The sequence below is a fragment of the Sediminibacterium sp. C3 genome, assembly GCF_000508085.1.
In the GTDB taxonomy this organism is placed as follows: Bacteria; Bacteroidota; Bacteroidia; order Chitinophagales; family Chitinophagaceae; genus Sediminibacterium.
In genome coordinates, this window is record NZ_KI669560.1 from 1,909,203 (window position 1) to 1,935,124 (window position 25,922).

Genomic DNA, 25,922 nt, shown 5'->3' on the forward strand with positions numbered 1-25,922 from the left:
GTACCAGTTCGGCATACATTTTAATCGGAGTAGAGCCGGTTGCCAGCCCCAATACCACCTTCTCGCCATTCGCAGCCTTATCCCTGATTAATTGAGCAATTACCTGAGCTGCATAAATGGAGCCATCCGCTGGCGTTGGATAAATTTTGACTTCTATTTTTTCGAAAGAGTCCACCATTGTTAAACGATTTTGCATGGCTAATTTACATTAAAGCTTCCCAAAAAAGCAGGATTATGATATATATTTTGCGGTTTTTTAAGGTTTTTTGCTGTTTTCCGTGCTATTATTGGCGGGATCAAAATAGGCTTTTGAATAATTCAGCCCCATCCAATCATATCGCTTGAACTGATGCAATAGTCTTTTTTCAAAATTGTTCCAGTCTTTTTTCTCCTTTGGCGTCCATAAAACCTCACTCAAGGCACTCATCCTGGGGAAAATCTGGTATTCCACTTTTGCCGTATTCGTCATGTATTCTGTCCAAACATTGGCTTGTGCACCTAATACATATTTAGCTTCTGCTGCTGTTAGGGCTTTAGGAATTGGGTCGTAACTATATACTTTTTGAACAGTTGTGTAACCGCCAATAGTAACAGAGTCTTCATTTTTGGTTTGCTTGTGATCAAAATACATCCAGCCGCCTGGTGTCATAATAACATTGTGTTTTTGTTTGGCGGCTTCAATACCACCTTGCTCGCCTCTCCAGCTCATTACAGTTGCATTGGGTGCAAGACCTCCTTCCAGAATTTCATCCCAACCAATGATTTGTTTTCCTTTACTGTTTAAATATTTCTCTATACGCTGAATAAAGTAACTCTGCAGTTCATGTTCATCCTTCAGCCCCTTTTCTTTGATTAACTGCTGGCAAAAGGCAGATTTCTTCCAGGCTTCCTTCGGACATTCGTCACCACCAATATGAATATATTTTGAAGGGAATAATTGAATCACTTCATCAAATACATTCTCAAGGAATTTAAAAGTTGTTTCTGTAGGGGCAAAAACATCTTCGAATACACCCCAGGTTTGTTGTACCTGTTTTCCGGTTCTGGATCCGTTCCAGGCTACTTTTGCAGGAACTTTTGTGCTTGAATCAGGGAAACAACTCAACTCAGGATAGGCGGCAATGGCGGCAGAAGAGTGACCCGGTAATTCTATTTCAGGAATCACTTCAACATATCTGTCAGCAGCATATTTTACTATTTCTTTAATTTGTTCCTGTGTATAATACCCACCATAGCGAGTATTCGTATTGCCTGTACCCGGATATCTTCCGATGGTAGTACCATTTCTATAGGCTCCAATTTCAGTTAGCTTTGGATATTTTTTAATCTCAATTCTCCAGCCCTGGTCTTCTGTCAAATGCCAATGAAAAGTATTCATTTTATGCATGGCAATGAAGTCGATGTACTTTTTTATAAAGTCTACCGGAAAGAAATGTCTGGCCACATCTAAGTGCATGCCTCTGTAAGCAAATCTGGGTTGATCTTTTACTGATAACTGTGGAATACTAAGACTGGTTGTTTTGCTGAATGGGAACAATTGAATCAGTGACTGAACACCATAAAATACTCCGGCTTCATTGTCTCCCTCAATCACTACTCCGTTCTTATCTATTTCCATCTGGTAAGCGCCTGGAATGCCATAATCCATGCGTGCATAAGATAAAACAATATTGCCCTTGTATTCTGCAGTAGTTGATATAGGTAAAACCAATCCGTACATTTTCTTTATGTACCCCTGTAAAAAATTGGCAGATTTGTCCAATCCACCCCCCTTTGTTACAATGACTGTTTTACTATTCACTAGAAAATTTCCTTGACCCACTTTAAGTTCTGCTGGTTGTGGAATTATTGGGCTTTGCTGGGCAAATGTAGCAAAACTGAAAAGACAAGAAATGGCAAGAAATAGGTATTTCATTAGCATGATTAATCGTTAAGTGATAAAAATAAAAAAGATTCCCCTGAATGAGGAATCTTTTCTATTTAATTGTCTTATAAATATTAAATCCGTATTTATACTACGCGTGTTAATTTAATTAAGTTGGTAGGTAAATGCTGATCCACCGGGGTACTACCTGTATTAATCACCGAATCACCTGACTTAAGAAAGCCTCTTTGTTTTAAAATATCAATTTGATCTGCAACGATATCGTCCAGGCTTTCTTCTTCAGAATAGTAGAAAGCCCTTACACCCCAACTTAAGCTAAGCTGATTTACCAGGGATTTCTCTTTGGTAAAAATAAACAGGGGAGAAGATGGCCTGTAACTGCTAAGCATAAAAGCAGTATAACCACTCTGTGTCATTCCCACCAATGCATTGGCTGAAACATCTTCTGCCATTTTCGCTGCATTATAACATACAGCATCGCTGTAGAAAGAAGGTGAATGAGGTTGTGGTTTCAAATCTTCTGAACGATTGTATCTGTATTCGTTTTTCTCTACTTCTGCAATAATTTTACGCATGGTTTCTACCACCAATGCTGGGTGTTTACCTGCAGCAGTTTCACCACTCAACATAACAGCATCTGCTCCTTCCAATACTGCATTGGCAACGTCGGTAATTTCACTTCTGTTGGGCTTAACACGATCAATCATGCTCTCCATCATTTGTGTTGCTACAATAACTGGTTTGGCCCTGTGAATACATTTGCGAATCAGTTCTTTCTGAATCAATGGAATCTGTTCTACTGGCAATTCAACACCCAGGTCGCCACGTGCTACCATGATTGCATCACTTTCAATAATAATATCACGGATATTAACCAGGGCTTCAGGCTTTTCAATTTTTGCAATAATCTTGGTTTTGCTTTTCTTTTCGTCGAGCTTGCTTCTTAAAATTACAATGTCTTTTACGCTTCTTACAAAACTTAAAGCCACCCAGTCTAACTGTTGTTCAATAATGAATTCAAGGTCAGCCAGATCTTTTTCCGTTAATGCTGGTAAAGAAATTTTTGTATCTGGTAAGTTTAGCCCTTTTTTTGAAGAAAGTATACCACCCAAAGTAACTACCACTTTAACATCTCCATTTTTTTCAATGCCTGAAACTTTCACTTCAATTTTTCCATCATCAATCATGATGGTATTACCAATTACCACATCACCTGCAAGGTTGGGATAGGAGACATAAATTTTTCTTTTGTGCCAATGCATTTCTCATTGGTGAAAGTTAAAATATCACCTATCTGCAAATCCAAAGCATTGTTTTCAATTTCGCCTACTCTCAATTTAGGCCCTTGTAAATCGGCAAGAATGGCAATATTATAGGGTTGTGTTTTATTGATATTTCTGATATGCTCAATAATAGCTAGTTTGTCTTCATGGCTTCCATGAGAGAAATTTAATCTGAAAACATTCACTCCTGCTTTTACCAGATCTAATAGCTGATCATATGAATCACAGGCAGGCCCAACTGTAGCGACAATCTTAGTTTTATGCATCACGTGTTTTACACCTGCTGCCTTGTCCATGTTCTTGTGTAAGTACTTCTCTAAATTCTTTGACATCGTGTTATTTTATTTTTTAGGGGGGATTAACTGGCCAGGATTTTTACAATTTTTAACCAGTCTTCCGAAATTTTTTGTTTTGCTTTGATTGCGTGATCCAATGGGGTATAGTGTAGCTGATTATTTAAAATGCCCACCATTACATTATTGGTTCCATTTAGTAAACATTCAACTGCTGCAAATCCCATACGGCTGGCAATTAGTCGGTCTAAACAAGTAGGGGATCCGCCTCTTTGTATATGACCTAAAATACACACTCTTGTATCGGCCTGAGGCAATCTTTTTTTGATGATACTGGAAATTTCATTCGCACCGTATTTATCACCTTCGGCAACAACAATAATGTTTACCAGTTTTTTTCTTTTTTCCTGCTCTGACAATGAAGTAATCAAAGCTTCAATATCCGTTTCTGTTTCAGGAATCAGAATATTCTCAGCACCTGTTGAAATACCGCTGTGCAATGCAATGTAACCGGCATCTCTACCCATAACTTCTACAATGAAAAGTCTGTCGTGTGCATCAGCAGTATCTCTGATTTTATCAATGGCACCAACAGCTGTATTCACTGCCGTATCAAATCCAATGGTGAAATCACTTCCCGCGATGTCTTTATCAATTGTGCCGGGCAATCCAATACAAGGGATATCAAATTCATTACTGAATTTTTGTGCCCCTTTAAAACTACCATCACCACCAATGATGACCAATCCGTCTATTCCTCTTTTCTTTAGATTTTCGTAAGCTATTTTTCTTCCCTCATGTTCCATGAATTCCATGGAACGGGCTGTTTTTAATACGGTTCCGCCTCTTTGTATAATATTGGCAACCGACCTGGAGTTCATTGAAAAAATATCATCGTCTATCATGCCGATGTAACCTCGCATGATGCCAAATACTTCCAATCCATGGTATAATCCGGTTCTTACTACTGCTCTTATGGCGGCATTCATGCCCGGGGCATCTCCCCCCGATGTTAAAACTCCAATCTTGCTGACTTTTTTATTGCCCATGTTTTACAATCTCAATGATAAATAGATCCGTTTACAAAATGTAAATAATGTGTATGCTTTACACGGAGTTCCAAAAATACGAATTTGAACTCACATTGCCTTGTAGTGTTCGTAATGGTTTTTTCGTAGCATTGTAGTATGAAAATAATGGTAACAGGTGCCAATGGTTTTACTGGTCAGCATTTGGCTGTATTCCTTGCTGATAAAGGTTTTTCAGTGTATGCAGTTTCTCGTGGTCCTTCCCGTATGGTACAACATTCAGGAATAAATTATCATGCTTGTGAACTAACGAATGTTAGTTCGGTGGTGGAGGTAGTTGATGCTGTAAAACCCGATTGGATTATTCATGTTGCTGCCATGAGTAAACCAGATGAATGTGATATCAATAGAGAAGAGTGTCTCAGGCATAATGTAGAAGCAACTATTCAATTAGGAGAAGCAGCAAAGAAAGTAAATGCCAGATTTATCTATTTTTCTACGGATTTTATTTTTGGAGAAAATGGACCGCACAGCGAAGAGGATTATCCGGACCCTCTTAATTTTTACGGCGTTTCCAAATGGAAAGCAGAACAATGGGTGAAGGAGCATATTCCGGATGCAGTAATTGTTAGACCTGTTTTCATGTACGGCCCGCAACATATCAACGGGAGGCCCAGTTTTATTCAGTGGGTACAGCAACAATTGCTGCAGGGCAAACCCATCAAAGTAGTGAATGATCAATACAGAACCCCCACTTATATCATGGATATCTGTGTTGGGATTCAGGCTATTTTAGAACAAAACCAAACGGGTGTATTTCACCTTGCTGGCCCTGAAATAATTACACCTTACGAAATGGCCCTTCAGGTTGCCAAAGTTTTGTTACTCGATCAAACCCTGATTACACCAGTTGACAGTAGCACTTTTCCGGAACCAGTTGTCAGAGCAAAACGGTCGGGTTTGCAGATTGAGAAAGCCAGAAGGGTTTTAAATTATAAACCCCGCTCTTTTTCAGAGGGGGTTCATTTATCTTTTTCAAAGTAAGTCTGCTTGCAAGTAATAGTAGCTGTTTGCTTAAATGATTTTGAAAATTTCTCATTTTAATGGCAGAAAGACTTCTGCCATCATGCATCGGGCACTTCCGCCACCATTGGTTTCGATGGTTTTAATGTCGCTGTGTAAAATGGGATTAAACTTTTCAATTTCTTTCACCTGTGTTGCCTGGAGTGCATGATAGGCCTGACTCGACATCACCAGAAATTTTTGTCCCTTGTTGTTGTGTACCTGCAGCATATTACCGGCAAAATGGTTCATCTGGCCAAAACTGATTTCAATTATTTTTTTGCCTGTAGTATGAATTTGACTAACAATCATTTCCTTTTCCTTCGGGTCTTTTACAGACTCCAGGCAAATGATTACATATTCATCTGCCACACACATCATCACATTGGTGTGATAGATGGGATCTCCAGCCATATCCACTGATGTAAAGGCAACAGGCCTGTAGTTCATTTTAGCACAAAATTGTTCTAAGACTTTTATATCAGTTCTCGGAGACAAACAGGCATAAGCGATTCTGTTTTCTCTGTCGAGAACCATGCTCCCGGTGCCCTCCAGAAAAAGATTGTTTTCTTCGTTGGCAGTAAAATCATGGGTCTTAGCAATATTGAATTTTTCGGCAATTGCAGACAAGACCGTAGGCTTTCTTTCCTTTCTTCTGTTTAGGGCAAACATAGGATAGAGGCAAATGCTCCCGTCCTCGTGAAAGGAAATCCAGTTGTTCGGAAAAACAGAGTCCGGGGTATAGGGATTGGGTGTGTCTTCTACAACCGTTACATCTATGCCATTTGCTGTAAGTGTCTGTATAAAAGCTTCAAACTCCATCCTTGCTTTTTCCTGAATGTTTTTTTCTTCAGTTGGTGTTTGGAAACTATTGTTGACGGCTGTTTCCGCATTAAAGCTGAAATTCACCGGCTTTATCATTAAAAGATGACTCGTGTGTTGCATAATTACTTGTTTAAAGGTTCTCTCCACAATGGCATACTCATGCAATGGAATCCACCGCGTGCACGGGATAACTCTGCAGATGGCATTAGAATGAATGTGTCTTTTATCTGATCCGTTGTTAAACTGCCCGATTCCAGTTGTTGCAACAGTTCTTTAACCCCAATAATTGTGAAGCCTGCATTCTTAAAAGCTTCTGTGGTTTTGTCGTTCCTGTCATATCCCAATACAACGCCCTCTTTCAATGCGAGCAAATTGCAGGAATCTGTCCATTGTTCTCTTGCGCTGTAAGGAAATTCATTATTCCCTGAGAAAATAATCTGAACATCTTCTTTACACTGCAGGTCTACTTTGCTAATGTCTATCAACAGGTCTTCTAAACTTTCAAAAGCAATGGGTTCTTCGGGTTTGTTTCTGTGAAACTGGAGGATTTTTATTTTTTCTTCTTTTTTAATTTCCAGTATTCTTTCAACTGCCGTTTCATCTTCGTGCTTTACCGCCTTCCTTGAAAAATTCCCCAGCATTACCCATACATTTCTTTTGACCTGTGTAAACACCGTGTCAATATGCATGTAGTCTCTTTTCTTCGGAATTTTTACAATTGTTACTTTATCCATCAGACCCATTTCAAAAAGGGTCTGGGTAATTTTAACTGCCGCTTCAGAAGAAGTTCTTTCACTTACGCCTACCAGGATATGGTTTTCACTAACCACCATGATATCGCCACCTTCAAGGGTGATTTTTCTCTCGTCGTCTTCTTTGGGAAGCAGGAAGCTGTGATGTGAATCGGACAGTTCAATAATTTTTTCTGTGAACTCAGCAAAAAGCGGATGATTGAAGAAAATATATTTTGCCAGCAAAGCCTCTCTGGTTCTGGCTTTTTTGGCAGGTTTATTCAACAGCACATGATCCTTGATGGTTATACCCAAATCGCGGGTGAAAATAAAATTGGGTATGGGGGCAAACAGCAATTGCATGTTTGAGGAGGTTCCGGAAATCAAGGTCTTGGCCAGCTCATTAGGCTCATAGGTCAGGAGTTCATTTTGTGTCTGATAGGTACATCCCTCAATGGCACAAATAGAAGAAACCAACTGTGTTTTGATGGCTTCATTCTGTAGTAAGTCTGCCAACAGCCATTGCAATTCAATCACTTTGTCTGATCTGTAAAAATTCGGATGCTCGGGTTTGTAAAATGCCCTGTTCTCTGCTTCAGAATCTATCTGACTTAATTTGCCTTTTATTTTCTCCGGATCAAGGAAGTATAAAAGGACTTTGGTATAATAATCGTATTCGTCTTTTCTGATGGTAGCTAAATGAACGATGTCTTCAAATAGCCAGTCCTGTGCTTTGGAAGGAACTACTTTTCCCAGACCGCTGTCTGGACTATGTACCAATAATCTTCTTAAGGTTCCAATTTCTGATGTTACGGAAACTTTCATAATAATTTATTTTAGGCATATGCATGGCATACACGTTGATTACAGTTGAGTAAAAATAATGGGAAGTAATAAGTAAACAGAATGGGTTGAGGAGCTACGTCAGTGATCGGGCATGGGGTTTAATCCATGGTACATCCATGCAAAATGTGCAGTTAAAAATGATATGGTGGTACAATGATTCACAAATTGAAATTACAATTTTATTTCAAATGGCAATCTGCCCTTTAAAGAACCGGTTGATTTTATGGGTCTGAAACGGACAAACATGTCTTCGCTGTACCATTTTTCCTGGTAGGTTTTCTTAATAACGGAAGCATGTTCCTGCATTTTATAGGCAAATTCCTTCATGGCAGTTTTGGATTCCCAGATACTGAAAGTGGCCTGTTTAATCCAGGGGACTTCGCCAATCCCAATAGAAGTAATAAAACCTTTTGCTCCGGCCATTTGACCGGCAATGGCATCTACATGCGACCAGAATCTTCCTAATTGTGATAATCTGATGGTTGCTCTTGTTAATACACAGATAGGGCCTTCGTATGCAGTCTGTTTGGGTAAATTTCCAAAAACAGCTTTTTGATCCCAGGTGCCATGACCTTCAATGGGCTCTAATTCCAATTCCCATATTTCGCATCCAAAAAATCGCCACCAGCTTTTAATCATTAACGGAGTGGTGAAATTTTCATTATTGGAAGCCAGCAATAATGCCCACTGGCGTAGATCCGGGGTCTTATCAAAACTTCCGTTTTTACCACAGCCCATCAATTTATAAAAAGATATTTTTCTGTTCAGCCACAAGGGTAATCTGAATATTGCCATCGACAAAAAACCGGCCCAGCCTAAAAAAGCAGGGTACCTGACAATATGTAAAGTTGCAATCATACAGTAAATTAAACTAAATTTCAATCATGAAATCGATTGTGCATCATATTCAACTGCTGGTTAACACCAGAATGCATACAAATGTTTTACGCGGTGCTGAATTGGCTTTGTTACCCTCTATTGCTGATGCGTATCTGATGATTGAAGATGGAAAAATTCTTCGCTATGGCCCCATGCAGGAATTGAACAAAGACGAGCAGGCCGACGAATGGATAGATGCCAAAGGAGCAATGGTAATGCCTGCCTGGTGTGACAGTCATACTCATCTGGTATTTGCTGAAACCCGTGAGGAAGAATTTGTAGATAAAATTAAAGGGTTGAGTTACGAAGCCATTGCTGCGAAAGGCGGTGGAATCTTGAATTCAGCCCGTAAGCTGGCCAATTGCAGCGAAGACGAATTGTTCAAAAGAGCTATGACCCGATTGCAATCTTTAATGCAGTTGGGAACCGGTGCCATTGAAATAAAAAGCGGATATGGTCTGAATACGGAGCAGGAATTAAAAATGTTAAGGGTTATTCAGCGCATAAAAGAAGCGGCACCTATTCCGGTAAAAGCCAGTTTTCTGGGCGCCCATACCTATCCTCTGGCTTACAAAGAAAATCATGAAGGCTATATTTCAGAAATCGTGAATGAAATGCTGCCAGTCATTGCCAAAGAAAAACTGGCGGACTATATAGATGTTTTTTGTGAGCAGGGGTTTTTTAATGTAGAAGAAACGGAGCGAATCTGTAAAGCCGGGATTGCTTTTGGATTAAAGCCTAAAATACATGCGAACCAGTTGCACGCTTCCGGAGGCGTTCAGTTGGGTGTAGCCTTAAACGCTGTTTCAGTGGATCACCTGGAAACAATGGATGAAGATGCTGTTCAAGCGTTGAGTGGCTCAAACACCATTGGTACTTTATTGCCTACAGCGGCTTTCTTTTTAAGAATGCCCTATCAGCCTGCCAGAAAATTACTGGATGCCAATGCAGCGATTGCGCTTGCTTCCGATTACAATCCAGGATCCAGCCCAAGCGGGAATATGAATTTTGTGGTTGCTTTAAGTTGTATTCAAATGCGCATGCTGCCGGAAGAAGCCATCAATGCAGCAACCCTTAATGGAGCATATGCCATGGAACTGGGAGAGGAGTTGGGCAGTATAACGCCTGGAAAAAGAGCCAATCTTATTTTTACGAAGCCGGTTCCATCTCTGGCTTATATTCCTTATTCTTTTGGCAATAATCTTATTGACAAAGTGATGATCAATGGTCGTTTTATTTAGTTATATTTAAGTAATTAATTGTCAAAATTAAATTTCCCGGCATGCAATACTTTCGTTTCTATAACAAGCAGGATATACTTTCGGTTACCCGAATCCGTCGTTTTGAGACTAAGCTGGGAGAGCGTGTCCAGGTCGTTTCTAATCCATCCAATCTGGAAGAAAGTCTAAAAGCCAGTTCAGCTGATTATATTATTCTGGGTATTCCGGAAGATATCGGTGTAAAAGCCAACGGGGGGATTGGTGGTACAGACAGTGCATGGCTTTCATTTCTCCATGCATTTCTGAATATTCAAAGCAATGATTTTCTGGAAGGAAGCAATATACTGGTACTGGGGCATTTTGATTTCTCTTCCATTGCTTCAGTAATTGATCAGAACGCATTGAATTCAGAGGAGAAAATGGAAGCCTATCGTCACGCAGTGAATACCATTGATGATGCTGTGGAGCAAATCATTCATATCATTACCCAGAGTAAAAAAATGCCCATCGTTATTGGAGGAGGTCACAACAATGCTTATCCCTGCATCAAGGGAGCGGCGAAAGGTTTTTATAAAGCAGGCGTAATACCCATTGCACAAATCAATGCGATTAACCTGGATGCACATGCCGATTTCAGACCCATGGAAGGAAGACATAGCGGTAATGGATTTACTTATGCCGAGGAAGATGGTTATCTGGAGAAGTATTGTGTTATTGGCATACATGAAAATTATATTCCACAGAATGTATGGATGGATATGGTGAACAATCCATTTATTGATTGCATCACATACGAAGACATATTCATCCATGAAAAAAGAACTTTTTTACAAGCAGTTGCTCATGCTACCTCTTTTACGGATGATACGCTTTGTGGAATTGAACTCGATCTGGATTCAGTTGCGGGTGTGTTGTCCAGTGCCCAATCCAAAGTGGGTATTACACCTGTTCAGGCAAGACAATATATTCAATATGCAGCTGCGGATACCAAAGCCGCTTATCTGCATATATCTGAGGGCGCTGTACAATTAACCAATGGCGAGAAAGACGCAGGTACGGGAAAGCTAATCAGTTATCTGGTCAGCGATTTTATAAAAGGGCAGATGATATATTAACTTTTATTTTACAGTTTAATTTTTCTACTAATTGATTACGTCGTACTTTTGCGGCGCAATTGAGCAGTTTTATATCGGTTTTTCACAGGTAGACTAATAGAAGGCCATTCTATTTCAGGGTTTTTATCAGCATTTCTTACCCGGCTCAAACAACATTTGTAAAAAATAAAATAGTAATACAATGAAAGGCGAAGTTATGCCTTCTATCGTGCAGATAGATAAGGCGCATTTAAATGATTTAGTACAGGAAGTAAAAGAAACTTTAGCAACAGAAATGTTTGTTCAGAACAGAGAAGAAAAGAAGAAAGCATTTCGTGCTGTTGATTTGTGGAAAATCCACAGAGAAATGAAGTCTGCTAACAGAAATTTCAAATCTCAGTTTTAATACCTGACTAATGGTTTTAGTTCCTGCACATCGACTCAATGTTGCGGGAACTTTTTATTTTGGGGCTTTAGATAAATCCCAGATATTATAATTTTTGAACCAGCTGCTATTCCAGAATTCATAACGGGGAATCGCATTTGTTTTTAGTCTTTTCAAAAAATCAGTATAGTTAAGTTTTTCAGGCTTTGACCATAAAACTTCACTTAGTGCGGTCATTCTCGGAAAAATCATATAATCTACTTTCTTTTCATTCTCCATGTATTCGGTCCACACATTGGCTTGTCCTCCAATGATTTTACTTTCAAGTCCTTTATCTGAAATGGATTTTGGAATAGGATTATAACGATAAACGGCTTCTAATGGATTGTAGCCATGTATAGCCAGACTATCCTTTGGATCCAGCGATTGATAATGATCAAAGTAAAAAAGTTTACCAGGGGTATTGATTACACTGAATCCTTTTGTTGCAGCTTCTATGGCTTGTTTGTCTGTGCCCCAGTTCATCACGATGGTACTGGTGTCGAGTTCTCCTTCATTTATTTCATGCCAGCCAATGGTTTGTTTCCCTTTTCTTTTCAATATATTGGCTACGTATTCAATAAAATAAGTTTGTAAAGCGGTTTCGTTTTTGATTCCATTGGCTTTCATAAAAGCCTGTGTAGCGGGATCCTGTTTCCACCAGATTTTACTGCATTCATCTCCACCAACATGAATGTATGGAGAGGGAAATAAATCGGCTAATTCTGAAAAAACTTTATTCAGAAATTCAAAACTTGCTTTCGTGGGTGCCAGTACATTGTTTTGCCTGTTATACATGCCCCAGGTAGTAGCTACTTTCCAATTGGTATCGGGGCGGGTGCTGAGTTCCGGATAGGCAGCTATGGCTGCCCTGCTATGACCCGGTATATCAATTTCAGGAATGATGGTAATACCCCTGACTGTGGCATAAGCAATAATGTCCTTTATTTCTGCTTTTGTATAATAGCCTCCATATCGTTGGCCATCATATTTAGCAGGCTGATCCTTGAAATGACCAATTAGGGTCTCTTCCCTGTAAGCCCCGATGGAATTTAATTTGGGATAACTTTCCATTTCAATTCTCCAGCCCTGGTCGTCCGTTAAGTGCCAATGAAATGTGTTGAATTTGTGAAAGGTTAAATAGTCGATGTATTTTTTGATATAGGATACCGGAAAAATATGGCGGACAACATCAAGGTGCATGCCTCTGTATGCAAATCGGGGTTCATCTTCTATGTAAACAGGTTCAAGAGAAATCTTTTCCTGCTTTTTCAAAGGAATTAACTGAAGTAAACTTTGAATCCCATTGATGATTCCCCGGATTCCTGCAGATTCAATTACTATTTTTTCAGAATGAATGGAGATTGTATATTTTTCATTAGACAGATGGTTATTCAATAAAAGATATATGCCCTTGTCTTTTTGAAGAAAGGTACTTGCATTCAACATGCTTTTCATTAATGAAAGACCAGATTGTTGAAGAATTGCCTCACTTAAATAAGTAGCCTGATTGGTAAAAGTAGGATCATAATAAATGATGCTAGATTCCTGTATCTGAAATGGGGTTGGAACATGGGGATAGCTGATGAAATTTGGCTTAGGTATGATTTGATTTGCAGATTGTGCAATTGTCCCTATTGCGAATAACCAGCTAAATAAAAGAGGAAATAGTTTTTTCATGGTATTGGAGAAGATATAGATTTGGTAAAAATATAAAATTGAGGGGTTTATAGGTAAATTGCATTGCAGTATTTGCAAAAACAAAGCAAGCCAAATGAATAAATCTCAGATAAGAGAAATCTATTTGCAAAAAAGAAAAGCTTTGCATGGTCCCGAACAACTTAAAATGGATGATTTGCTATTGATCCAATTCCAGCAATTTTCTTTTGAAGGTATTCATACGGTATTAACGTATTGGCCTATGCCACACAAAGCAGAGCCCAATACCCATTTATTCAACGGTTTTTTAAGACATATGATTCCGGAATTACAACTTGCCTATCCGGTAGTCAGAGATGAACATAAAATGGAAGCTATATGCATTAATGAAGATACTGTATATGTTTCCAATTCACTTGGCATTACAGAGCCCAAAGAGGGTGACAGGCTTGAGCTTAAAGATATTGATCTGGTGCTGGTTCCATTACTGGTTTTTGATGAAGCAGGTTATCGGGTAGGGTTTGGTAAAGGCTACTACGATCGTTATCTGGCAGAAAAAGCCGAACACACCGTTTTGATGGGTTTTTCTTATTTCGATCCTATCCCTTTGATTAGCGACACCCATGAATTTGATATACCTTTACATATAGGGGTTACCCCTAATCGTATTTATGAATTTTAATACCCTTTTTCTTAAATCATTCAGAGTATTGTTATTGCCGCTGGCAGCGCTGTATGGATTAATCATTGTTATCAGAAATCGGTTGTTCGACAGGCAAATTTTAAAATCAGCTGAATTTAATTTTCCCATCATATGTGTAGGCAATCTGGCCGTAGGGGGAACAGGCAAATCTCCCATGGTAGAATATCTGTTGACTTTGCTGAGCCCCAAGTTTAAAATGGCAACTTTGAGCAGGGGCTACAAGCGCCGGACCAAGGGGTATGCATTGGCCAATGAAGCAACTACTGCATTGGAAATTGGGGATGAACCTATGCAATTTGCATTGAAATTTCCACATGTGGCGGTAGCAGTAGGAGAGGAAAGAATTGTTGCAATTCCGCATTTATTACAGGATCATCCTGATTTGCAGGGTATAATATTAGATGATGCGTTTCAACACCGTACTGTTAAAGCAGGGTTTAACATACTGCTAACTGAGTATAGTAATTTATACACCAGTGACTTTTTTTTACCTACGGGTGATTTAAGAGATGAATGGGCATCGGCCAAACGCGCACAGGTAATTATTGTTACCAAGTGTCCGGCTGATTTAGACGAATCCACGAAAGAAGCCATCATAAAAGACTTGCAGCCACTGCCAGAACAGCGTGTTTATTTTAGCACTATTGAATATGGCATTCCATACCATATTTGTGATGCTAATATTCAGTATGCAATTAACTCTCTGGATGAAGTGATGCTGGTATGTGGAATCGCCAATCCCAAACCATTAAAAGACTTTTTGCTGCAGAAGGCCAAAACTTATTATCAGCAGGATTATGCAGATCATCATATCTTTTCTATTGACGATTTAAAAGAAATCAAACAGCTTTTTGATGATATTTCTGCAGAAAGAAAACTGATTGTAACTACTGAGAAAGATGCCGTTCGATTGATTAAGTTTAAGGAAGAATTAAAGTCGATGCCATTTTTTGTTATCCCAATCAGACACAGAATTTTATTTGATGAGTCCTGGCAACTAAACGATCAACTGATTAATTTCATTCAACATTTCCCTTTTAAACCCATTACACCTGAACATGAGCTCGAAAAAGCCTAAATCTAAACAGAAACGTAAAGCCAAAACTATTACGGTTCATACGCCAAAAGGAAGACTCGAAGTAACGCGTTCCGGTATGGGATATGTTATCATTGACGACGAGGGTGGCGATGTGTTGGTTAAACCCAATGATTTCCTGACAGCTTTGAATGGAGATATTGTCAGGGTTAAAATTATAAAGGAAAATAGCAGAACAGGAAAAAGGGAAGGAAAGATTACAGAAGTAGTTTCAAGAAAACAAACGGAATTTATAGGTCATTTGCAAGTGTCTGCTCACCATGCTTTTTTTGTGCCCGATTCGGACAAACCCATGCCAGATTTATACATTCCTCTTCAATCGATTAATGGAGCTAAACACAAAGACAAAGTATTGGTGCGATTGGTTCGGTGGGAAAAAGATGATAAAAAACCAGTTGGAGAAGTAGTAAGTCTTTTGGAAAATGATAGTCCGAATGATGCTGCCATGAAAGAAATTTTAACCGAAGCAGGATTTCCGATTTCCTTTCCGGATGAAGTAATGGAAGAAGTGGGAAGGTTGCCGGATATCATTGGAGAAGAGGAAGTGGCCAGAAGAAAGGATTGCAGAAATGTATTGACTTTTACCATTGATCCTGTTGATGCAAAAGATTTTGACGATGCAATATCTTTAAGACAATTGGGAGATAACAAATATGAAATAGGGGTTCATATTGCGGATGTTAGTCATTATGTTGAACCAGACACGGCGTTGGATGAAGAAGCTTATAAAAGGGCTACTTCCGTGTATCTTCCGGACCGTGTTAATCCTATGTTACCTGAACATATTTCTAATCAACTCTGTTCTTTAAGACCTAAGGAAGACAAGCTTACCTTCTCTGCCATTTTTCAGATGAATGCACAGGGAGAGGTAAAGCAGTATTGGTTGGGAAGAACGGTGATACACTCCGATCATCGCTATACTTACGAAGACGTACAACAAATCATTGAAACCAAGGAAGGACTTTATAAGGAAGAAATTCTGCTGTTAAATGATATTGCACAGAAATTAAGAAAGAAACGTTTCAGTAAGGGGGCCATTAATTTTTCCTCTCAGGAAGTACGGTTTAAACTGGATGAGAAGGGTACTCCCATAGGAATTGTAGTAAAAGAAAGTAAAGAGTCGCATCAATTAATTGAAGAACTCATGTTGCTGGCTAATAGAACAGTAGCCGAAAATATTGCCAAAAAATCGGTGAACGGAAAACCGATTCCTTTTCCATACCGCGTGCATGATCAACCTGATGAAGAAAAACTGGCACCCTTTATTCAATATGCTAAAAAATATGGCCATGGATTTGATATCAGCAGTCCACAATCCATTGCACATAGTTTTAACCAGATGTTAAAAGATGCAGCGGGAAAACCGGAACAGCATGTGTTGGAACAGCTGGGCATCAGAACCATGGCAAAAGCCATTTATACACCTGATAATATTGGCCACTACGGGCTTGCATTCGAACACTATTGTCATTTTACTTCTCCCATCAGAAGGTATCCGGATATTTTAGTGCATAGAGTCTTGCAGTCTGTTCTAGATGATGCCCCCAAGGTAGACAAGAAAATGCCCGAGAAATGTAAACATACCAGTGAAAGGGAAAGGGCAGCAATGGAATGTGAAAGAGCAGGAAATAAATACAAGCAGGTTGAATTTTTGCAGGGATTCATTGGAGAGTGTTTTGAAGGTGTGGTAAGTGGGGTTACCAGTTTTGGATTTTTTGTAGAAACCATTGAGCATAAATGTGAAGGGCTGGTAAGTATTGTAAGCCTTAGTGACTACGATGATTTCAGACTCGTTGAATCGGAATATAGTTTGGTGGGAAGAAGGAGTGGTCGCATATTTAAAATGGGCGACAAAGTAACAGTTAGGTTAGTAGCTGCCAATCTGGAAAAACGACAATTAGATTTTGAATGGGAATTAGGATAAGTTAATGTTCCAGTTTATGATATATTGAAAGGCTACCAGCCGCTGGCCAGAACATCGGCCAGATGCATCATCTGAATGTTTTTGCCTTCGTGTCTGGCACATCCGTCTATATGCATGAGGCAACTCATATCTGTACTAATCAGAACAGTAGCACCCGTATCAGAAGCATTGTTTATTTTCTGGCTGCCCATAGCAATGCTAATGGGTTCAAATTTTACGGCAAAAGTGCCTCCGAATCCACAACAGGTTTCCACGTCGTTCATTTCTTTTAGCTCCAGCCCATTCACCCGGCTTAGTAACAAACGAGGCTCTTGTTTAATTTTGCACTCTCTTAATGCGGCACAGCTATCATGGTAAGTGGCGGTGGCTTCCAGACTGGCTCCAAAATCAATTTGCTTTAGCACATTTACCAGGAAGTCAGAAAATTCAAAAATTCTAGTTCCTATTTTAGAGGCCTGGTTTTTATAAGCTGAATTTTCAAATAACTGCGAGTAATAGTTCTTTACAAACCCGACACAGCTGGCACTTGGGGCAACAATATAGTCGGCCCCTTCAAAGTCTTGTAAGAATTTGGTACAGACTTCCTTGGCTTCTCCATGAAAACCAGCATTGAAAGCAGGCTGACCACAACAAGTTTGTGAAGCGTTGTAATGAACCTTACAACCCGCTTTTCGCAATACTTTAACCATATTGAAAGCTACATTGGGATATAGCTGGTCTATAAAGCAAGGGACAAATATCTGTACGTTCATCAAAATTATTTTAGTGTTCTATTCAGATGAATCATTTTCAATGCGGTGATGGCAGCTTCTTCTCCTTTGTGGCCATGAACGCCACCTATTCTTTCAATTGCCTGTTGCTCGTTTAAAACAGTCAATACTCCGAAAATAACCGGCACATCTATCTGCAGGTTTAATTGCATAATGCCATCTGTTACCCCTTTACATACATAGTCGAAATGCGGGGTATCGCCTTGTATAACGGCACCCAATACAATGTATGCATCTGGTGTGCGTTTGGCATAGGCATAATGCTGCTTTACACCAAAGGGCAATTCAAAAGCCCCGGGTACTACAAGGGTTTTTACGGTAACACCCGCCTCTTTCAGCACTTTCTTAGCACCCTTTTCCAAAGCATTAATGATGGTGCTGTTCCATTCTGTTTTTACGATAACAACAAAGGCATCCTTCGGTGCGGGGATGCCTTTGTTTAATAAAGTATTTCCTTTAGTAGCCATTAGTCAGCAAGGTCATTTTTTTCGTTGCTCAGACGATAAATGTATTTATCTGCCTGAAAACCTTTATCTGTTTTAGGGAATTTGTTTTTAACTTCTTTGTACAATTCCAAAGCTTCTGCAGTTTTACCGGTAGACTCCAGTAATAAGGCAGCACGGAATAAATATTCAGAAGAGTTGTTTTCATCTTCTACAAAAGTAGCAGCAGCTTTCTTATAAGCTTCTACCGCTTCCTCTTTTTTATTTAATTCGGCATAAGCATCACCCAGACAACCGGTAGCCAATAACTGAATTTGCTTGGCATCTGTAGAAAAGTCTTTTAAGTGCTTTACTGCATTTTCAAACTCACCTAATTTAAGGTAGCTGATTCCTGCATAGTAATGAGCCAGGTTGGCAGATTTAGTTCCACCAAAATTGCTGATTACATTCAATACACCCTTGTATTGTCCGTCGCCATTCAATACCAGTCTCGATGAATCCATAGCAAAGTATTGCTCAGCTTTAAATAAAGCTTCTGCAGCTTTTTCTTCTTTGGGTTTTACTACGTACTGCTGATAAGCAAACCATCCTCCGCCAATGATCAAAACGGCTGCAATAGCCATTGCCAATGGTTTCTGGATTTTAGAGAAAGTGGTTTCTACTTTATGCGCTGCCTCTTGGGTTACCATTTCAGGCGCTTGTTTTTCGCTCATTCTATTTGATTATTCGGTTTAGTAAATTAGTCAACAATAAAAGGATAGTTCTGGTCAATGTACACGTCCTTCAATACTTCATCATCACTTGGCCATGGACTTTCTTCTGCAAAACGAACAGATTCATCCACCATTGCATTCACTCTGGCATCTATGGCATCCAGTTCAGCCTGGGTAGCAAAACCATTCTCTAAAATTGTATTCGCAACTTTGGTAATAGGATCCTGGTCTTTGTATTCTTCTACTTCTTCTTTGGATCTGTATTTCTGAGGGTCAGATACAGAGTGTCCTTTGTATCGGTAGGTCTTCATTTCTAAAAGGGTAGGACCATCTCCTTCTCTTGCTCTTTTAACGGCTCTTGCTACCGCATCGTGTACCGCTTCTGCAGTCATGCCATCCACTTTATCAGCAGGCATTTCGTATGCATCGGCCAGTTTATAAATATCAATTACATTACTGGTTCTTTCAATGGAAGTACCCATTGCGTAGTTGTTATTCTCGCAAATGAAAATCACCGGTAATTTCCAAAGCATCGCCAGGTTAAAGGTTTCGTGTAACATACCCTGACGGGCAGCACCGTCTCCAAAATAACAAAGCACCACATTCTGTGTACCCCTGTATTTTTCAGCGAAAGCCAAACCGGCACCGGTACCAATTTGTGCACCTACAATTCCGTGTCCGCCAAAGAATTTATGCTCTACACTGAAGAAGTGCATACTTCCTCCTTTACCTTTTGCACAACCGGTAGCTTTACCGTATAATTCAGCCATACAAGCGTTGGCTGAAACTCCCTTGGCAAGTGCTAAGCCATGAGCACGATAAGCCGTGATAAATGGATCGTCTGCCTGAGTAGCAGTCATACAACCAGCTGCAATGGCTTCCTGTCCCACATAAGCGTGGAAAAATCCGCGGATCTTTCCTGCCATTTTATACATTTCTTCGGCTTTTAATTCGAACTGGCGAATCAATTGCATTAGCTCATACCAATAGAGGTAGGTTTCTTTAGAAAACTTTGTAGACACTTTTCAAAATTTTGATGGCAAATATAGGGGTTATCCTTGATAGTTCCCTAACCAGCATATTCCCCAACCATATGTTCTTCAGGAGGATATGGGATACGAATGGAGCCGAGGTATTGTTCCTCTAAAATATCCGCAAATGTGGAGAAATAAAGAATAACATCTTCCCTTACATTCCGCTTCAGCCAGCGAAAGCCGCCCGGTAATTTATCCAATACGGAACGGTCGTCGAGGTATTCAAGGTGATGGATATCTGATGGTGTGAGCCCGATATCGGTCAATTTTTTAATTAAAAGGTTTACGGGTGTATTACTCACCGGGCAAAACTCTTCTGCCAATTCAGTCCATTCCCCAAAGCCTGTATGTGCATAGGTCAGTATTTCTTCCTTACTCACATTGGCTACTACCTGTAATAAATTTCCACAGTTACAGGCTCCATGATTGCCCCAGGCATAAGGTGCACCGTTGGCTAAATGCTGAGCCGTTTGTCTTAATACATCTACTAAAACCAGATTGGGATGAGCCATAACTTTTTTACTTTTTAAATTAACAAGCCTGTCTTAAAAAAAGTTGTTTCAAGTGGGAAATTAAAAACCATTGAAAAGCACAGGCATAATTGTGCAAGGCAAACAAAAAATTTGTACTGATTTACTCAACATAGCTACCGTTCATCCCTAAAATGACTTGTCGGCTAAAACCTTTTTCTTGTTTATGAGTTAGATATAAAAAATTAAACAGAAAAATTATGAAAATGCGCATTTTAACCTTGACAATGGTTGCCGTAATGGGATTATTCGGTAGTGTAACTGCTCAGAACACAGTAGTGGATATTGCTGTTGGATCAAAGGATCACTCAACATTGGTAGCTGCTGTAAAAGCGGCAGACCTGGTAGGAACTTTACAAAGTGCTGGACCGTTTACTGTATTCGCACCGGTAAATGCAGCGTTCGATAAATTACCTGCAGGAACAGTCAGTAACTTATTAAAGCCTGAAAACAAAGCTACTTTGGCAAAAGTATTGACTTACCATGTTGTTGCGGGTAATTTGGATGCCGCTGCAGTTATAAAAGCAGTAAAAGATGGCAAAGGAAAAGCAGTTGTAAAAACAGTTGCAGGTAATTCTTTAACAGTAACATTAAAAGATGGAAAAGTAACATTGACCGATGAAAACGGGGGTTTAGCAACCGTTGTAGCTGCCGATTTAAAAGCGGGTAATGGTGTGATTCACGTTATTGATACTGTGGTATTACCTAAATAATGATGTTGCTGAAAGATTTTGTGCAGGGTTGAATAGTGAAGGTTGGTATAGGTAAAGAAAAGAGGCTGCTTGAGTAAGCAGCCTCTTTCGTATGTATTAAAAGTATTAAGCTTCCAGTAAAAATGGATAACCGTAATGTACAGGAGGATTATAAGTCTCCTTAATGGTACGTGCACTTAACCATCTGTAAAGGTTCAATGCACTACCGGCCTTATCGTTGGTGCCGGATGCTCTTGCACCACCGAATGGCTGCTGACCTACAACGGCGCCGGTTGGTTTGTCATTGATATAAAAATTACCAGCCGCATTTCTTAGCATATTGGTAGCGAGTTCAACCGCTGCTCTGTCCTGAGAAAGTATGGCACCGGTTAAAGCATAAGGAGAAGTACTGTCTACCAGTTGCAAAGTCTTTTCAAATTGCTCTGCAGGGTATACATAAATGGTTAAAACAGGTCCGAAAATTTCTTCGCACATCGTAACTGATTTTGGATCCTTGGTTACAATTACGGTAGGCTCAACAAAGTATCCTTTGGTTTTACTGAAGTTACCCCCTGCAATAATTTTTACTTTCTTGTTCTTCTTTGCGTTGATGATATAACGGGTAATGCTGTTGTAAGCTTTTTCATCAATTACCGCATTCACAAAATTGGTGAAGTCTTCAACAGTACCCACTTTCATGGTATTTACGGCAGCTACCAGTTTCTTTAAGATTTCATCAGCAAGGTTGCTTGGGATATAGGCTCTGGATGCAGCAGAACATTTCTGTCCCTGGAATTCAAAAGCACCTCTCGCCAGTGCAGTAACCACTGCATCCACATCAGCAGATTTATGTGCCACTACAAAGTCCTTACCACCGGTTTCACCTACAATTCTTGGGTAGGTTCTGTAGATGCCCATATTTTCACCAATGGTCTTCCACATATTATTGAATACACCGGTTGAACCTGTAAAGTGAACCCCTGCAAAATCTCTGTGTGAGAAGCAAACTTTACCAATGGTTGGACCATCTACATAGATAAGATTAATAACACCATCCGGTAATCCTGCTTCTTTTAAAATGCGCATGAACAATTGTGCAGAATAAATTTGTGTATTGGCAGGCTTCCAAACCACCACGTTACCACACATGGCAGCAGAAGTAGGCAGGTTACCACCAATTGCGGTGAAGTTGAAAGGCGTTACAGCCAATACAAATCCTTCCAAAGGACGCCACTCTAAACGATTGTGCATGCCGGGAGCAGAGATTGGCTGTTGCTTATAAATTTCACTTAGGAAATGTACATTGAAACGCAGGAAGTCAATCAATTCGCAAGTGCTGTCGATTTCTGCCTGAAATGCATTTTTACTTTGTCCCAGCATAGTAGCAGCCAGCATTTGATAGCGATATTTGGTAGCTAATAAATCTGCTGCTTTCAAAAAGATATGTGCTCTGTTTTCCCAGCTAAGGGCAGCCCATTTATCCTTTGCCTGCAATGCAGCTGCAATGGCCTGATGCGCATGCTTTTCTTCCCCTGCATTGAAATGACCTAATGTATGAGACAATTCATGTGGTGGATGAATCGCTACTTTCTTGTCTGTTCTTACTGCTTTACCCCCTATATACATAGGGATATCCAGTTGTTTTTTCTTGGCTTCGGCCAATGCTTTTTTCAAAGCTGCTTTCTCCGCACTTCCTGGTGCAAATTGCTGAACCGGTTCATTGGTTGGCATCGGGTATGAAAATGTACCAATACTCATAGGTGAAAATTTATAAGGTTTGAGGCCGCAAGTTACAAATAAAACTCTATTGGGTTTTGGCTACATTTGTGTATGGCTGTAATCCTTTTTGATCCTTCTTACAGGAATTTACTGGCACCGCTTTCCACTACCAAAGCGCTGTCTCATTTTCATTTTGGTTTAATGCGTATTCAGGAGCGATGGGAACTGTTGCTGAAGCAACCAGCCGCCATTCATACAGCACCCTATTTACAGGGTTTGTATGCCGATGCAAATGCTACGTTGCTTCCTACTGATGCTGCAGCAGAAGCTTTTTTATGGATTGATGCATCGGTTATTCCGGATGATGCCCTGATTGAACAAATACAATTGCTTCAAAACGGTGATTGTCTGATGGATGAACAGGGATTGGTGGCAGGGAAAGCGGTCATTGCATTCAACAGTTTTAATCCCTCCGATACCTCGGCCTATTTTACACAAGCCAATAAGGTTGCCAGTGTGCAGCGAATTCGTTTTCCCTGGGAAATCATGCAGATCAATGATGCCATGATTCGAAAAGATTTTATATGGATTACCGAGGGTAGAAAATCCATGCCCATTCCTGCTTCTGTGAACGCAATTGGGGATGATCAGATTTTTATTGAACCCGGTGCCCGTTTGCAGTACTGTACGTTAAATGCCAGTACGGGGCCCATTTATATTGGTAAGAAAGCCGAAATCATGGAAGGCTCATCCATCAGAGGACCTTTTTCCATTGGCTATAATTCAGTGGTTAAAATGAACAGCCGCATATATGGTGGAACCACACTGGGGCCCTATTGCATGGGTGGTGGTGAAATTAAAAATGCGGTACTCATGGGTTACTCCAATAAAGCACACGATGGATATTTGGGAGACGCAGTTATTGGGGAATGGTGCAATATGGGGGCGGGTAGCAGCAATAGCAATCTGAAAAATTCTGCTGGTACCATAAAAATATTCAGCATGGGACTGAATGAGTATATTCCTGTTGGTCAGAAGTGCGGGGTCATTATGGGAGATTATTCCAGGGTGGCCATTAACTCCAGCCTGAACACGGGATCTATGATTGGTGTCAGCTGCAATGTGTTTGGAGAAGGGCTCCTGCATAGTTCTATTCCGCATTTTAGTTTTGGACTAAAAGGAAAAGTGTACCAGATTGAATCGGCTATTCATGATATCAATAACTGGAAGGGATTGAAGGGACTAGAAATGTCTAATGAAGAAATAAACGTTCTACAATATATTTATACAAACAACAAGCAATTATGAGAAAGCAAATCGCAGCAGCCAACTGGAAGATGAATCTTACTTTACAGCAAGGGGAACAATTGATTAACGACCTATTGGCAAAGCCCCATTCGTTAAAGGAAAATCAGCAAGCCATATTTGCTGTGCCGGCTCCTTATTTAATGATGGCACAGGAAAAATTAGGAAATAAAGAAAGGGTAGCAGTGGCTGCTCAAAACTGTTACAGCAAAAAAAGCGGTGCCTACACTGGTGAAATTTCTGTAGAAATGTTGCAATCCATCGGTGTGCATTATGTGGTATTGGGGCACTCTGAAAGAAGAGAATATTTTAACGAAAGCAATCCCTTTCTGGCAGAAAAAATTGATATCTGTTTAGCGAATGGCGTTACCCCCATTTTTTGTTGCGGAGAACCTTTGCAAATTCGGGAAGCAGGAAAGCAGAATGAATTTGTAGGTACCCAATTGAATGAATCTTTGTTTCATTTATCTGCTGCTGATATTACCAAAGTGGTGATTGCCTATGAACCCATCTGGGCCATTGGTACCGGCAAAACAGCCAGCAGTGATCAGGCGCAGGAAATGCATGCGTTTATTCGCGCTGAATTGGCTCATCAATATGGTAAAGAAACAGCAGACCAGATTTCTATTCTGTACGGAGGTAGTGTAAAAGCCAGCAATGCCGTAGAATTGTTTGCACAGCCAGATGTGGACGGTGGTTTGGTAGGTGGCGCATCTTTAATTGCCGATGAATTTGTGGCGATTATCAATGCTTTAAAATAAACTGTGCTCTGCTGATTCGGTCGTTGATAGCTACGCCTATTCCTTCGTTGGGAAATATTTCAGAAAGAATTAGGTCGAAGTTTGACTGATCAATTTTTCTTAAGGTTCCAAACAATCGGCTGGCTGCTGTTGATAGTTGATGGTCGGTCGCCAGTTTAAAATTGGTAGCCCCCTCATATTCTGTATCCAGACTGATCACCGCAATTTTTTTGCCCGCATGCTCCTGTAGTAATTGCGGAATATTTCCGATAAATAAAGGGGTATGGGGCGCATAGTGACTCTTGAGTTGTCCGGGTGTGGCCGGTTGATTTTCTGAAACTTGCTGCGAAACATGTTGCGATATAGCTGAATTATGTATCACCGGAAGCCCGCTAAATGCACTCAATTCTTCTGCAGTAACACTTCCCGCTCTGTGCAAAATAATTTGGTTATCAGCCACTTCACAAATCGTCGATTCCAATCCCACTTTGGTACTCCCTCCGTCTAATATATAGGGGATTTTACCATGGAGTCCATCCATCACATGATGGGCAGTGGTTGGGCTGATATATCCGGAAGGATTGGCACTGGGGGCTGCCAGCGGAAATGCCAACTTGCTCAACAGCGATAAGGTCAAGGGTTGATCAGGCACTCTGATGGCCAGTTTATGACTGCCGGCAGTAGTGATATCAGGCACATTGCTTTTTTTGGGCAATAACAAAGTCAAAGGACCAGGCATAAAATGGTGGGCCAGTTTCAGGCTCATTTCATCTGCCTCGGCGTAATCGGTAATCTGATTGGTATTGGCCAGGTGTAATATCAGGGGATTAAAACTGGGGCGATTTTTAGCTGCGTATATTTTGGCCACAGCTGCCGGATCCAATGCGTTTGCGGCCAAACCATAGACGGTTTCTGTGGGAATGGCCACCAGTTCTCCTGCCTGTAAAAACGCTGCTGCGATGGTAATATCTGTGCCAATGGCCGTTTGCATACGCAAAATTAACAACTTGTGTTTGAATTGTCA

General features: G+C 40.2%; 23 protein-coding genes and 1 pseudogene. 10 read left to right on the forward strand and 14 right to left on the reverse strand.

Translation table 11 applies throughout. The annotated features are described in order from the left end of the window. Nucleotides 1-256 precede the first annotated feature (256 nt). From F777_RS16265 to pfkA, 3 genes and pseudogenes are all read right to left on the reverse strand, one after another. Nucleotides 257-1,915, reverse strand: a complete 1,659-nt coding sequence (locus F777_RS16265; RefSeq protein WP_051408528.1) for a beta-N-acetylhexosaminidase — start codon at nucleotides 1,913-1,915, stop codon at nucleotides 257-259. 95 nt (nucleotides 1,916-2,010) lie between these two features. Further along, a pseudogene (gene pyk / locus F777_RS16270) lies at nucleotides 2,011-3,500 on the reverse strand (pyruvate kinase). A 26-nt stretch (nucleotides 3,501-3,526) separates the two neighbouring features. Then, nucleotides 3,527-4,510, reverse strand: a complete 984-nt coding sequence (gene pfkA / locus F777_RS0108880; protein WP_026751729.1) for a 6-phosphofructokinase — start codon at nucleotides 4,508-4,510, stop codon at nucleotides 3,527-3,529. Between the two features lie 138 nt (nucleotides 4,511-4,648). On the opposite strand from pfkA, the gene F777_RS0108885 reads away from it, so the two are divergent. Further along, on the forward strand, nucleotides 4,649-5,533 hold the full coding sequence (locus F777_RS0108885; RefSeq protein WP_026751730.1) for an SDR family oxidoreductase: 885 nt from the start codon (nucleotides 4,649-4,651) through the stop codon (nucleotides 5,531-5,533). Between the two features lie 51 nt (nucleotides 5,534-5,584). Here F777_RS0108885 and ctlX read toward each other — a convergent pair whose 3' ends face one another. The 3 genes from ctlX to F777_RS0108900 form a co-directional block, all read right to left on the reverse strand. After that, nucleotides 5,585-6,496: a citrulline utilization hydrolase CtlX gene (ctlX, locus tag F777_RS0108890; RefSeq protein ID WP_026751731.1), complete on the reverse strand. Its 912-nt coding sequence runs from the start codon at nucleotides 6,494-6,496 to the stop codon at nucleotides 5,585-5,587. 2 nt (nucleotides 6,497-6,498) lie between these two features. Continuing rightward, nucleotides 6,499-7,932 carry an arginine deiminase family protein gene (locus tag F777_RS0108895; RefSeq protein WP_026751732.1) on the reverse strand — a complete coding sequence of 478 codons (1,434 nt, stop codon included), beginning with the start codon at nucleotides 7,930-7,932 and terminating at the stop codon, nucleotides 6,499-6,501. A gap of 192 nt (nucleotides 7,933-8,124) precedes the next feature. Beyond that, nucleotides 8,125-8,811, reverse strand: coding sequence for a hypothetical protein (locus F777_RS0108900; protein ID WP_026751733.1), 687 nt, complete (start codon nucleotides 8,809-8,811; stop codon nucleotides 8,125-8,127). 26 nt (nucleotides 8,812-8,837) lie between these two features. On the opposite strand from F777_RS0108900, the gene hutI reads away from it, so the two are divergent. The 3 genes from hutI (at nucleotide 8,838) to F777_RS0108915 (ending at nucleotide 11,552) form a co-directional block, all read left to right on the forward strand. Next, entirely contained in the window at nucleotides 8,838-10,073 is a 1,236-nt protein-coding gene (gene hutI / locus F777_RS0108905; RefSeq protein WP_026751734.1) for an imidazolonepropionase, read from the forward strand. 41 nt (nucleotides 10,074-10,114) lie between these two features. Then, nucleotides 10,115-11,167, forward strand: a complete 1,053-nt coding sequence (locus F777_RS0108910) for a formimidoylglutamase (protein WP_026751735.1) — start codon at nucleotides 10,115-10,117, stop codon at nucleotides 11,165-11,167. Nucleotides 11,168-11,348: 181 nt separating this feature from the next. Beyond that, nucleotides 11,349-11,552 carry a hypothetical protein gene (locus F777_RS0108915; protein ID WP_026751736.1) on the forward strand — a complete coding sequence of 68 codons (204 nt, stop codon included), beginning with the start codon at nucleotides 11,349-11,351 and terminating at the stop codon, nucleotides 11,550-11,552. A 54-nt stretch (nucleotides 11,553-11,606) separates the two neighbouring features. Here the strand turns inward: F777_RS0108915 and F777_RS0108920 are convergent, their stop codons facing one another. Continuing rightward, nucleotides 11,607-13,250, reverse strand: a complete 1,644-nt coding sequence (locus F777_RS0108920) for a beta-N-acetylhexosaminidase (RefSeq protein WP_026751737.1) — start codon at nucleotides 13,248-13,250, stop codon at nucleotides 11,607-11,609. Between the two features lie 94 nt (nucleotides 13,251-13,344). Here F777_RS0108920 and F777_RS0108925 point away from each other — a divergent pair, with 94 nt between their 5' ends. Genes F777_RS0108925 through rnr form a run of 3 tightly spaced genes read left to right on the forward strand, consistent with a single transcriptional unit; the run spans nucleotide 13,345 to nucleotide 16,952 of the window. Further along, the gene (locus F777_RS0108925) at nucleotides 13,345-13,911 is read left to right on the forward strand and encodes a 5-formyltetrahydrofolate cyclo-ligase (protein WP_026751738.1); all 567 of its coding nucleotides are present in this window, start codon (nucleotides 13,345-13,347) and stop codon (nucleotides 13,909-13,911) included. Further along, a complete protein-coding gene (gene lpxK / locus F777_RS0108930) occupies nucleotides 13,901-15,010 on the forward strand; it encodes a tetraacyldisaccharide 4'-kinase (protein ID WP_026751739.1) in 1,110 nt (369 codons plus the stop codon). The genes F777_RS0108925 and lpxK overlap by 11 nt, the downstream gene beginning before the upstream one ends. Then, a complete protein-coding gene (gene rnr / locus F777_RS16275; RefSeq protein WP_051408529.1) occupies nucleotides 14,991-16,952 on the forward strand; it encodes a ribonuclease R in 1,962 nt (653 codons plus the stop codon). Before lpxK ends, rnr begins: the two co-directional genes overlap by 20 nt. A 32-nt stretch (nucleotides 16,953-16,984) precedes the next feature. On the opposite strand, the gene F777_RS0108940 is transcribed toward rnr, so the two are convergent. The 5 genes from F777_RS0108940 to F777_RS0108960 are packed head-to-tail and all read right to left on the reverse strand — an operon-like array spanning nucleotide 16,985 to nucleotide 20,424. Next, entirely contained in the window at nucleotides 16,985-17,704 is a 720-nt protein-coding gene (locus tag F777_RS0108940) for a (Fe-S)-binding protein (protein ID WP_026751740.1), read from the reverse strand. A 5-nt stretch (nucleotides 17,705-17,709) separates the two neighbouring features. Beyond that, on the reverse strand, nucleotides 17,710-18,189 hold the full coding sequence (gene ribH, locus F777_RS0108945; RefSeq protein ID WP_026751741.1) for a 6,7-dimethyl-8-ribityllumazine synthase: 480 nt from the start codon (nucleotides 18,187-18,189) through the stop codon (nucleotides 17,710-17,712). Continuing rightward, nucleotides 18,189-18,878, reverse strand: a complete 690-nt coding sequence (locus tag F777_RS0108950) for a tetratricopeptide repeat protein (RefSeq protein WP_026751742.1) — start codon at nucleotides 18,876-18,878, stop codon at nucleotides 18,189-18,191. Before F777_RS0108950 ends, ribH begins: the two co-directional genes overlap by 1 nt. 26 nt (nucleotides 18,879-18,904) lie before the next feature. Further along, entirely contained in the window at nucleotides 18,905-19,900 is a 996-nt protein-coding gene (pdhA, locus tag F777_RS0108955) for a pyruvate dehydrogenase (acetyl-transferring) E1 component subunit alpha (protein WP_026751743.1), read from the reverse strand. A gap of 47 nt (nucleotides 19,901-19,947) precedes the next feature. Next, nucleotides 19,948-20,424 (reverse strand): hypothetical protein, encoded by a 477-nt coding sequence (locus F777_RS0108960; protein WP_026751744.1) that lies wholly within the window; start codon nucleotides 20,422-20,424, stop codon nucleotides 19,948-19,950. Nucleotides 20,425-20,648: 224 nt separating this feature from the next. Here F777_RS0108960 and F777_RS0108965 point away from each other — a divergent pair, with 224 nt between their 5' ends. After that, nucleotides 20,649-21,155 (forward strand): fasciclin domain-containing protein, encoded by a 507-nt coding sequence (locus F777_RS0108965; protein ID WP_235785915.1) that lies wholly within the window; start codon nucleotides 20,649-20,651, stop codon nucleotides 21,153-21,155. A 105-nt stretch (nucleotides 21,156-21,260) separates the two neighbouring features. On the opposite strand, the gene pruA is transcribed toward F777_RS0108965, so the two are convergent. Next, nucleotides 21,261-22,892: an L-glutamate gamma-semialdehyde dehydrogenase gene (pruA, locus tag F777_RS0108970; RefSeq protein ID WP_026751746.1), complete on the reverse strand. Its 1,632-nt coding sequence runs from the start codon at nucleotides 22,890-22,892 to the stop codon at nucleotides 21,261-21,263. Between the two features lie 72 nt (nucleotides 22,893-22,964). Between pruA and F777_RS0108975 the strand changes: the two genes are divergently transcribed. Next, a complete protein-coding gene (locus F777_RS0108975) occupies nucleotides 22,965-24,161 on the forward strand; it encodes a putative sugar nucleotidyl transferase (RefSeq protein ID WP_026751747.1) in 1,197 nt (398 codons plus the stop codon). Beyond that, nucleotides 24,155-24,919 carry a triose-phosphate isomerase gene (gene tpiA / locus F777_RS0108980; RefSeq protein ID WP_369791999.1) on the forward strand — a complete coding sequence of 255 codons (765 nt, stop codon included), beginning with the start codon at nucleotides 24,155-24,157 and terminating at the stop codon, nucleotides 24,917-24,919. Before F777_RS0108975 ends, tpiA begins: the two co-directional genes overlap by 7 nt. Here the strand turns inward: tpiA and F777_RS0108985 are convergent. Then, nucleotides 24,903-25,889: an L-threonylcarbamoyladenylate synthase gene (locus F777_RS0108985; protein WP_037369302.1), complete on the reverse strand. Its 987-nt coding sequence runs from the start codon at nucleotides 25,887-25,889 to the stop codon at nucleotides 24,903-24,905. The genes tpiA and F777_RS0108985 overlap by 17 nt on opposite strands. Nucleotides 25,890-25,922: the final 33 nt, after the last annotated feature.